The sequence below is a fragment of the Microbacterium sp. ISL-103 genome (assembly GCF_018613995.1).
Taxonomy (GTDB): Bacteria; Actinomycetota; Actinomycetes; order Actinomycetales; family Microbacteriaceae; genus Microbacterium.
The window spans coordinates 1-9,866 of sequence record NZ_JAGGPD010000089.1 but is presented as its reverse complement, the minus strand read 5'-3'; the positions used below and the strand labels follow the sequence as shown (position 1 = coordinate 9,866).

At 68.9% G+C, this 9,866-nt stretch carries 9 protein-coding genes; 6 read left to right on the top strand and 3 right to left on the bottom strand.

The annotated features are described in order from the left end of the window. The 4 genes from J7E68_RS04015 to J7E68_RS20260 all read left to right on the top strand — a co-directional run. A partial coding sequence (locus J7E68_RS04015; RefSeq protein WP_215170070.1) for a carbohydrate ABC transporter permease occupies nucleotides 1-510 on the top strand: 510 nt, incomplete at its 5' end. A gap of 68 nt (nucleotides 511-578) precedes the next feature. Beyond that, complete coding sequence (locus tag J7E68_RS04010) at nucleotides 579-1,940, top strand: sugar ABC transporter substrate-binding protein (RefSeq protein ID WP_215170068.1); 1,362 nt, start codon at nucleotides 579-581, stop codon at nucleotides 1,938-1,940. 64 nt (nucleotides 1,941-2,004) lie between these two features. After that, complete coding sequence (locus J7E68_RS04005; protein WP_311416274.1) at nucleotides 2,005-3,933, top strand: beta-galactosidase; 1,929 nt, start codon at nucleotides 2,005-2,007, stop codon at nucleotides 3,931-3,933. After that, on the top strand, nucleotides 3,933-4,112 hold the full coding sequence (locus J7E68_RS20260; protein WP_311416272.1) for an HNH endonuclease signature motif containing protein: 180 nt from the start codon (nucleotides 3,933-3,935) through the stop codon (nucleotides 4,110-4,112). The genes J7E68_RS04005 and J7E68_RS20260 overlap by 1 nt, the downstream gene beginning before the upstream one ends. A 9-nt stretch (nucleotides 4,113-4,121) precedes the next feature. Here J7E68_RS20260 and J7E68_RS03995 read toward each other — a convergent pair whose 3' ends face one another. After that, a complete protein-coding gene (locus tag J7E68_RS03995; protein ID WP_215170064.1) occupies nucleotides 4,122-4,643 on the bottom strand; it encodes a GAF domain-containing protein in 522 nt (173 codons plus the stop codon). Continuing rightward, a complete protein-coding gene (locus tag J7E68_RS03990) occupies nucleotides 4,640-5,137 on the bottom strand; it encodes a metallophosphoesterase (RefSeq protein WP_215170062.1) in 498 nt (165 codons plus the stop codon). The genes J7E68_RS03995 and J7E68_RS03990 overlap by 4 nt, the downstream gene beginning before the upstream one ends. A 151-nt stretch (nucleotides 5,138-5,288) precedes the next feature. Between J7E68_RS03990 and J7E68_RS03985 the strand changes: the two genes are divergently transcribed. Beyond that, nucleotides 5,289-6,749, top strand: coding sequence for an MFS transporter (locus J7E68_RS03985; protein WP_215170059.1), 1,461 nt, complete (start codon nucleotides 5,289-5,291; stop codon nucleotides 6,747-6,749). 4 nt (nucleotides 6,750-6,753) lie between these two features. Here the strand turns inward: J7E68_RS03985 and J7E68_RS03980 are convergent, their stop codons facing one another. Next, nucleotides 6,754-7,779, bottom strand: coding sequence for an LD-carboxypeptidase (locus J7E68_RS03980; RefSeq protein WP_251048615.1), 1,026 nt, complete (start codon nucleotides 7,777-7,779; stop codon nucleotides 6,754-6,756). 160 nt (nucleotides 7,780-7,939) lie between these two features. Between J7E68_RS03980 and J7E68_RS03975 the strand changes: the two genes are divergently transcribed. Continuing rightward, a complete protein-coding gene (locus J7E68_RS03975) occupies nucleotides 7,940-9,829 on the top strand; it encodes an ABC transporter ATP-binding protein (RefSeq protein ID WP_215170057.1) in 1,890 nt (629 codons plus the stop codon). The last annotated feature ends 37 nt before the right edge of the window (nucleotides 9,830-9,866 follow it).

The window sequence follows — 9,866 nt, the reverse complement described above, 5'->3', positions numbered from 1 at the left end:
GGCGCGGTCGCCGTGCCCGGCACCGCCCTCGCTGTGCCCACGTTCCTGCTCTTCAGCGAGCTCGGTCTCACCAACACCCCCTGGGCCGTCATCATCCCGTCGCTCATCAGCCCCTTCGGGCTGTACCTGATCTGGGTGTTCGCCTCGGAGTCGATCCCGACCGAGCTCCTCGAGGCGGCGCGCATCGACGGCGCGGGCGAGTTCCGCACGTTCTTCACGATCTCGATGCGACTGCTCGCACCGGGCATCGTCACCGTCACGCTGTTCACCGTGGTGGCGACCTGGAACAACTACTTCCTGCCCCTGATCATGCTGTCCGACCCCGCCTGGTACCCGCTCACCGTCGGCCTCAACCAGTGGAGCGCCCAGGCGATCGGCGCGGGATCCCAGCCGATCTACAACCTCGTGATCATGGGCTCGCTGCTCACCATCATCCCGATCGTCATCGCCTTCCTGCTGCTGCAGCGGTTCTGGCAGTCAGGTCTCACCGCCGGCGGCGTCAAGCAGTAGCCCCCGGCATCCCTCCGCACCCGCACATGTCGGTCCGATGCTGGACCGCACCCCGAAAGGACACAGCAATGAAGCACCTTCCCTCACCCGCCGCGCGGCGCACCCTCGCGGTGCTCGCGGCCGGAACCGTCGCGGCGCTCGCCCTGGCCGGCTGCAGCACCGGTGACGCAGGATCCGGCGGCGGCGGCGCTGCCGGCGACGGCTCGTTCGACTCGATCGAGGCCGCGCTCGAGAAGGGCGGCGAGATCACGTACTGGTCGTGGACCCCCTCTGCCGAGGCCCAGGTCGAGGCCTTCGAGAAGGAGTACCCGAACGTGAAGGTGAACGTGGTCAACGCGGGCACCAACAACGAGGAGTACACCAAGCTGCAGAACGCCATCAAGGCGGGCTCGGGCGCTCCCGACGTCGTGCAGGTCGAGTACTACGCCTTCCCGCAGTTCGCACTGACCGACGCGTTCGTCGACCTCTCGCAGTACGGCTTCGCCGACTTCGAAGACGACTACACGGCCTCGACGTGGAACTCGGTCACCGACGGCGACGCGATCTACGGTCTGCCCCAGGATTCCGGCCCCATGGCCCTCTTCTACAACAAGGCCGTCTTCGACGCCGCCGGTGTCGACGTGCCGACCACGTGGGACGAGTACTACGAGGCGGCGAAGGCGATCGACGCCGCGAACCCGAACGCCTACATCACCAACGACACCGGCGACGCCGGATTCGCGACCTCGATGATCTGGCAGGCGGGCGGCAAGCCGTTCGCGACCTCGGGCACCGACGTCACGATCGACCTGCAGGACGACGGGTCGAAGAAGTGGACCGAGAACTGGAACCGCCTCGTCGAGGAGGACCTGCTCGCGCCCTACGGCAGCTGGAGCGACGAGTGGTTCCGCGCTCTCGGCGACGGCAGCCTCGCGACCCTCGTCATCGGCGCCTGGATGCCCGGGAACCTGATCACCGGCGCCCCCGACGGTGCGGGAGACTGGCGCGTCGCGCCGATGCCGACCTACGACGGATCCCCGGCGACGGCGGAGAACGGCGGCGGCGGACAGGCCGTGACCACGCAGAGCAAGAACCCGGAGCTCGCAGCCGGCTTCCTGTGGTGGCTGAACAACTCGGAGGAGAGCATCTCGACCTTCCTCGAGTCGGGCGGCTTCCCCTCGACCACCGCTGAGCTGTCGAGCGAGGAGTTCCTCGCCGACGCCCCCGAGTACTTCGGCGGACAGAAGATCAACGAGGTCCTCGCCGCTGCGGCCGACGACGTCGTCGAGGGCTGGAACTACCTGCCCTACCAGGTCTACGGCAACAGCATCTTCGGCGACACCGTGGGCCAGTCGTACCAGAACGGCACCGACCTGAACGAGGGCCTCACGACCTGGCAGGACGCCCTGGTCGAGTACGGCAACTCGCAGGGCTTCGCCGTCAACAAGTAATCGCACGTCCGGGCCGGACGGGGACGCGCTCCCCGTCCGGCCCTCCCATCGAAAGCACCTCATCGTGACCTCCTTCTCCATCGGCGAGACAGACTTCCTCCGCGCAGGGCTCCCCCACCGGGTGATCTCCGGTGCCATCCACTATTTCCGGGTGCACCCCGACCAGTGGCAGGACCGCATCCGCAAGGCCCGCCTGATGGGGCTCAACACGATCGAGACCTACGTCGCCTGGAACGCTCACGAACCCCGCCGAGGCGAGTGGGATGCCACGGGATGGAACGACCTCGGCCGCTTCCTCGACCTGATCCAGGCCGAGGGCATGGACGCGATCGTCCGCCCCGGCCCCTACATCTGCGCGGAATGGCACAACGGCGGTCTGCCGAACTGGCTCACCGCGGGAGAGCGCGAGCTGCGCTCCTCGGAGCCGACCTTCCTGTCCGATGTGAGCGACTACCTCCGTCGGGTCTACGAGATCGTCGCACCACGGCAGATCGACCGGGGCGGCTCGGTCGTGCTGGTGCAGATCGAGAACGAGTACGGCGCCTACGGCTCCGACAAGGCCTACCTCGAGGCGCTCGTCTCCCTCACGCGCGAGGCCGGCATCACGGTGCCCCTCACGACCGTCGACCAGCCCACCGATCAGATGCTCGCCGACGGCAGCCTGCCCGAGCTGCACAAGACCGGATCCTTCGGCTCGCGCAGCGCCGAGCGTCTCGCCACCCTGCGCTCGCACCAGCCCACCGGGCCGCTGATGTGCTCGGAGTTCTGGGACGGCTGGTTCGACTGGTGGGGTGGCGTGCATCACACGACCGACGTCGACGCAGCAGCTTCCGACCTCGACGAGCTCCTCGCCGCCGGGGCCTCGGTGAACATCTACATGTTCCACGGCGGCACGAACTTCGGCCTCACGAACGGCGCGAACCACAAGGGCCGCTACCTGCCGATCGTCACGTCGTACGACTACGACGCGCCTCTCGACGAGGCCGGAAACCCGACAGCGAAGTTCTTCGCGTTCCGCGACGTCATCGCCAAGTACGCTCCCGTGCCGGACGAGCTTCCGACCGCCGCGGAGCCTGCGCCCGCCTTCTCCGCGCCGCTCGTGCCCACAGGGCCATGGACGGATGCCGCGGCGGCGGCCCCCGCCTCGCCCGCACCCGTCACGTTCGACGAGCTGGAGCACCTGAGCGCTCTCGTCCGCTACGACGTCTCCCTGCCCGAGGGCCGGGGCGGTCAGCTCGTGCTCGACGAGGTGCGCGACCTCGCCTGGGTCAGCGTCGACGGACAGCCCGTCGGCACGCTCTCACGCACACGTCACGACCGCGCCCTGCAGATCCCGGCCGGGCGCAGGCTCAGCATCCTCGTGGAAGAGGGAGGCCGGGTGAACTACGACCACCGGCTCGGCGAGCAGAAGGGCCTCATCGGCACTCCTGCGCTCGACGGCGTGCCGCTGACCGGCTGGCACTCGACACCGCTCGACGTGGCGGCCCTGGCTGCGGAGATCGCGGCGAAGATCGGATCGCGCGCCACGGAGGCCTCCGACGAGGCGATCGTCGGACCGTCTGCGTGGGTCGCGGACTTCGACCTCGACTCCCCCGCCGACCTGTTCCTCGACACCGCCGCCTGGAGCAAGGGCTACGCGTTCGTCAATGGCTTCTTCCTGGGGCGTTACTGGCGCAACGGCCCCCAGCGCACGCTCTTCGTGCCGTCTCCGGCCACGCATGCCGGAGCGAACCGCCTCGTCGTCCTCGAACTCGAGCACCTGCTCGACGCGACCGCCGACTTCGTGCCGACGCTCGCTCTCGGCNNGTGCCGCGCCGAAGGTTCTCCACTCCCACGCCCGCTGCGCGCGCCCGTCATGCGAAGCGACGTCAGGGCCGCCTGGCACGGGTCGACAACGACCTCACCGCCGAGCAGTGGATCTCGCTGCAGGAGGCCTGGGGTGGATGCGCGTACTGCGGAGCGGGCGAGGTCGCGCTCCAGCGCGATTGCGTGATGCCGATCTCCCGAGGTGGCCGCTACACGGTCGAAAACGTGGTGCCCGCATGCGGGTCGTGCAACGCGAGCAAACGCAACGACGAGGTCACGACATGGCTGCGTCGCAAGCGACTCGACGAGCGGGCCTTCCTCAGCCGATACAGCGAGATCCTCGTCGCTCTGCGTCCGGCCGAGTGACGAGTCTCGCTACGGGCTCCGGCGAGAATCCCAGACGTCTGCGGTGAGTTGTGCGCTGTCGGCTCGGGTGATGCTCTGCCAGTTGCGGCCCCCGCGTGCGAACGCCTCGAGCACGCCGGCGGGCACCGCAGCCGGCTCGACCGGACTCTCGAGCCAGTCGCACGCACGCACGTGCACGAGATCGACCGCGCGGCCCTCGGGCGAGGGGTCGTAGCGCCACGGCCCGGCGAGCCTGCCCAGCCAGAGGAACCCGTCGACGTCGCGCGTCCAGACGAACGCCCCCTCGGATACCCCCGCGAACCGCTCGAGTCGGCGCGCCATCCGCTCGCCGTGAGCCGCGTCCACGGCGGCGAGCGCATCCGCCCACGAAGCAGGCGTGACATCGAGCCTGCCGCCCACCCCGCAAAGGCCGAGCGCGAGCGCCCGCTCGACGGCCGGCCCGTCGCTGACGTCGTCGTCGCGCGAGCGCATCGGAGCGCGGTACGCCGCGGGCCCCTCGACGTCGTCATCTCGGCGAGGTGAGGCGCTCATACGATCGGCACCAGCGTGGCGTCGATGCGTCGTCCGTCGATCACGACCGTCATCATCGTGCACACCGGCTGGCGTCGTCGATCGGTCGGAGAGCCCGGGTTCAGCAGACGCATCCCCGACGGTGCGACGGTGTCCCAGGGGATGTGCGAATGCCCGAAGACGAGCAGATCGGTGCCGGGAAACGCCGCATCCATCCGCTCTTCGCGGCGCTGCTTCGCACCTGTCTCGTGCACCACCGCCACGTCGACCTCTTCGAGAGTCAGACGGGCGATCTCGGGCAGCCGCTCGCGCAGCTCGGGACCGTCGTTGTTCCCGTAGACGCCTACGAGAACCCGCGAGCGCGACTCGAGCAGATCCAGCGTCGCGGCGTCGATCCAGTCGCCCGCGTGGACGACGATGTCGGCCTCGTCGACCGCCCGCATCACCGCGTCGGGCAGTCGCTTCGCACGCGCCGGCACATGGGTGTCGGCCAGCAGCAGAAGTCTCGTCGTCACAGTGTCATCCCGTCTCGCGTGCGCAGCGGCATCCGCCTCCGACTCTACGCAGACGCGTCGCGAGGAGGTCACACGCACCCAGCAAACGTTCAGGAAGGCGTAGGATCTCTCGGTGCCTTGGTATACCGGGCACTCGGAACGAAGGAGCAGCATGAGTACGACCACAGCGCCCGCGAATCCGCGCTCGCGCGTCATCACGGCGAGCCTCGTCGGCACCACGATCGAGTTCTACGACTTCTACGCCTACGCGACAGCGGCCGTGCTGGTCTTCCCGGTGCTGTTCTTCCCCACGGGGAACGACACCACCTCACTGCTGTCGTCGTTCGCCGTGTTCGGCGCCGCGATGGTCGCTCGCCCGATCGGCGCGGTCGTCTTCGGCCGCTTCGGTGACAAGTTCGGCCGCAAGGCCACGCTCGTCGCCTCGCTGCTCACGATGGGCATCGCGACCTTCATCATCGGGCTCCTGCCCACGTTCCAGCAGATCGGCTGGTGGGCCGCACTGCTGCTGCTGATCCTGCGCCTGGCGCAGGGCTTCGCGCTCGGTGGCGAGTGGTCGGGTGCGGCTCTCGTCGCCACCGAGAACGCCCCGGCCGGCAAGCGCGCCTGGTACGGCACCTTCCCGCAGCTCGGAGCGCCGCTCGGCTTCATCATCGCCAACTTCCTGTTCCTCGGCATCAACTGGCTGCTGCCGCATGCCGACAACCCGGCGCTGAAGTCCGAGGCGTTCCTGTCATGGGGTTGGCGCATCCCGTTCCTGTTCTCGGCGGTGATGGTCATCATCGGCCTGTGGGTGCGGCTCAAGCTCGTCGAATCCGACACCTTCAAGAAGGCCGAGAAGAAGGGCGCGATCCGCAAGCTGCCCCTCGCGACCGTGTTCCGCCACCACTGGAAGCAGCTGATCCTCGGCACGTTCATCATGCTGGCGACCTACGTGCTGTTCTACCTGATGACGAACTTCACCCTCGCGTACGGCACGAAGCCGGCAACCCTCGAGACGGCGTCCGCCGCCGCACAGGCCGCTGCCGAGGCGACGGGCAAGGACTTCGACGCATCGGCCTTCGCCGCACAGTTCTATCCGGGTCTCGGGTTCGCCTACACCGACTTCGTGCTCATGCAGATCGTCGGCGTGGTCTTCTTCGGCATCTTCACGCTGCTCTCGGGGCCGATCGCCGACTCGATCGGCCGCCGCAAGCTGCTCCTGTGGGTCACCGGGCTCATCATCGTGTTCGGCTTCACGTTCAACGCCTTCCTGCTTCCTGCGATGGACCCGAAGTTCACGGGCGCACTCGCGCAGGCATTCCTCGTGTTCGGGTTCATGCTCATGGGCGCGACGTTCGGCCCGATGGGCGCACTGCTTCCCGAGCTCTTCCCCACCAACGTCCGCTACACGGGATCCGCGATCTCGTACAACGTGTCGTCCATCCTCGGCGCGGCCGTGGCGCCGCTCATCGCCCTGTGGCTCTGGGAACTCGGCGACGGCGCTCCCTGGCTCGTGGGCCTCTATCTCTCGGCGATGGGCGTGCTGACCTTCATCGCGCTCCTGCTCTCGAAGGAGACGAAGGACAACGACTACGAATCCGACCTCGGAGTCGCGGCTGCCGTCGAACTCTGACGCATCACCTCACGCGAAAGGGCGGCACCTCCTCGGGGGTGCCGCCCTTCGTGTCGTGCGACNNCCACTGCGGTCGGGTGTGACCGAACGGCACTCCGACGCAGACCACCGCGTCAGGGTTGTACCGCGACACGGTCTCGATCACGGCATCCCGTTGCGCCGCCCTCAGCTGTTCGGCCTCGGCCCGCGACGGAAGGAACTCGAAGTCGCTGACCGGCGGACGGGCGACGACCACTCCGGCGACGGCGTCGAGGATGCCGCGTTCTCCGAGCCCCCGCACCCAGCGGGCCACCCAGCCGGCGGACGGACGCTCCTCACTCGTCTCCAACAGCAGGATGCCGCCCCGCAGGTCGTAGGCCGTCGGCAGCCGGTCGGCGAGCGCGAGCTGATCGATGACCTCGAGGCACCCGCCCCAGGTACGGCCTTCGACGCGCACCCGGGGACCCGACCAGGTCCACTCCTCGGTCGCGACCCGATCGCCGTACTCGGTGAGCGCGCGGGGATCCTCCCAGCGCTTCCCGACGTCTTCCGATTCGCCGGGCTCGGTGATCTCGAGCGTGCCGCCGTCGAGCAGCGCTGCGCGCAGCGCGCGCAGATGCACGTCGTCGACCGCGGGGCCCGGCCCGAGATGCACGGCCGTGGAGCCGCCGTAGTAGCCACGGATGCCGCGCCCCCACAGCCAGTTGAGGATGTTCGTGTTGTCGCTGTAGCCGAGGAAGGGTTTGGGGTCGGCCTGCGCGAGCGCGGCGTCGAGATGCGGCACCACCAGGATCTGGTCGTCACCGCCGATCGTCGCGAGGATCGCCCGGATGCCGGGGTCTGCGAACGCGGCGTTCACATCGGCCGCGCGGGCCTCTGGGCTCGCGTCCAGCTGACGCGTCGTCGCGTACTCCACGGGCACGAGCCCTGTGAGGTCCTGAAGGCGGCGCATCGCCTGCTCGTGGATCTCCGGCGCGACGGCGGGCGCCGCGAACGCGGGTGAGAGGACCGCGACTCTGTCGCCGGGCTTGGGTTTCGGTGCAGCGAGCATTCGCCCAGTCTCGCACTGCGATCGATCGCGAGCTCTCTCGGGTCACGACAGGCGGCGCATCGCCGTTCCCGGAGAGATCTGAGCCGCACACAGCGCATCCACAGAATCCGCCCGCACACGAAGTACGGTCGAACTACTCCCTTTCAGAACGAGGTTCCGCATGTCCAGCACGGCGACATCACGCCGACGCGGACGCGGCGCGCAGTACGACGGTCCGCGCGCCACCTTCCGTCAGCTCCTCCCCTTCCTCTTCGAGCACAAGCGCACGCTCATCGTCGTCGCCGTCCTCAGCGTGTTCGGGGCGGCCACCTCTCTCGCCCAGCCGCTGCTCGTCGGCCAGCTGATCGAGGCCGTGCAGTCCGACCAGGGCCTCGGCATCCTGATCTGGGTTCTGATCGGGCTCGTGATCGTGTCGTCGATCATCTCGGGCTACCAGCACTATCTGCTGCAGCGCACCGGCACTGCGGTCGTGTACTCGAGCAGACGCAAGCTCATCTCGCGCATCCTGCACCTGCCGATCAGCGAGTTCGACGCGCGGCGCACCGGAGACCTCGTCTCTCGTGTGGGCACCGACACCACCCTGCTCTACGCCGTGCTCACCCAGGGGCTCGCGGATGCCGTGGGCAGTGCGATCCTTTTCCTGGGCGCGCTCATCGCGATGCTCGTGATCGACCCCGTGCTGCTGCTGCTCATCGTGATCGTCATCGGCGCCTCCGCGGTCGTCGTCACCCTGCTCAGCGGGCGGATCCGCACCGCATCCACCGCGCAGCAGGAGAAGGTGGGCGAGCTCGCCTCGGGTGTCGAGCGCGCCGTCGGGTCGATCCGCACCGTTCGCGCCTCCGGCGCCACCGAGCGCGAGACCGCGGCGGTCTCTGCGATCGCCTCCGAGGCGTACGGCATCGGCGTGCGGATCGCGAAGATCTCGTCTCTCGTCGTCCCCATCGCCGGCGTCGCACTGCAGGTCTCTCTGCTCGTCGTGCTCGGCGTCGGCGGCTTCCGCGTCGCCGCGGGAACGATCACCATCGCCTCGCTGATCACGTTCATCCTCTTCCTGTTCATGCTCGTCATGCCGCTCGCCACGACGTTCGGAGCGATCACCTCGGTGAACCAGGCGCTCGGTGCCCTCGGGCGCATCCAGGAGGTGCTGAACCTGCCGATCGAGACGCAGCAGGATGACCAGATCGCCGCCTCCGTCTCGCGCGACCGCGCCGACCCCGACCCCGCCGCCGCCGCCATCGAGTTCCGCGATGTGCGCTTCCGCTACCCCGAGAACGTGATCGCCGCGCGACTGGCCGCAGCGAAAGAGGCGCAGACCCTGCTCGCCGACGCGCACCTGGAGGCCGCAGACGACGCGTCCGCGACCCCGGAGCGCGAAGTGCTGCGCGGGGTGTCGTTCGCCGTGCCGCGCGGCGCACGCGTCGCTCTCGTCGGACCCAGCGGTGCCGGCAAGAGCACGATCCTGTCACTGGTCGAGCGCTTCTACGACCCCACGGGTGGATCGATCCGGCTCTACGGCCACGACTCCCGCACCTACCCCCGCGACGAGCTCCGCGCGCAGTTCGGCTACGTCGAGCAGGACGCCCCGACGCTTGCCGGAACACTCGCCGACAACCTGCGTCTCGCCTCACCCGATGCCTCGGACGCCGCTTGCGAGCAGGTGCTGCGGGCCGTCAACCTCGGCGACGTGCTTGAGCGCGATCCGCTGGGTCTCGACGCACCGGTGGGCGAAGACGGCGTGATGCTCTCGGGCGGCGAGCGCCAGCGCCTCGCGATCGCCCGTGCGCTGCTCACCGACGCGCCGATCCTGCTGCTCGACGAGTCCACCTCGTCACTCGACGGGGTGAACGAGCAGCGCATGCGCGAGGCGATCGACGCCGTCTCGACCGACCGCACGCTGATCGTCATCGCGCACCGGCTGTCGACCGTGGTCGACAGCGACATCATCGTCGTGCTGCAGGACGGCGTCGTCGTCGGTCAGGGCACGCACGCCGAGCTCATCGAATCGACTCCGCTGTACCGCGATCTCGCACGGCACCAGCTGCTCGCGTAACTGCAGCGGCCCCAGCCGACCAGGCCTCAGCCGGCCG

Coding starts and splice junctions, on each gene's coding strand:
- J7E68_RS03985 (WP_215170059.1), top strand. CDS start 5,289: ATGAGTACGACCACAGCGCCCGCGAATCCGCGCTCGCGCGTCATCACG.
- J7E68_RS04010 (WP_215170068.1), top strand. CDS start 579: ATGAAGCACCTTCCCTCACCCGCCGCGCGGCGCACCCTCGCGGTGCTC.
- J7E68_RS20260 (WP_311416272.1), top strand. CDS start 3,933: ATGCCGATCTCCCGAGGTGGCCGCTACACGGTCGAAAACGTGGTGCCC.
- J7E68_RS03975 (WP_215170057.1), top strand. CDS start 7,940: ATGTCCAGCACGGCGACATCACGCCGACGCGGACGCGGCGCGCAGTAC.
- J7E68_RS03995 (WP_215170064.1), bottom strand. CDS start 4,643: ATGAGCGCCTCACCTCGCCGAGATGACGACGTCGAGGGGCCCGCGGCG.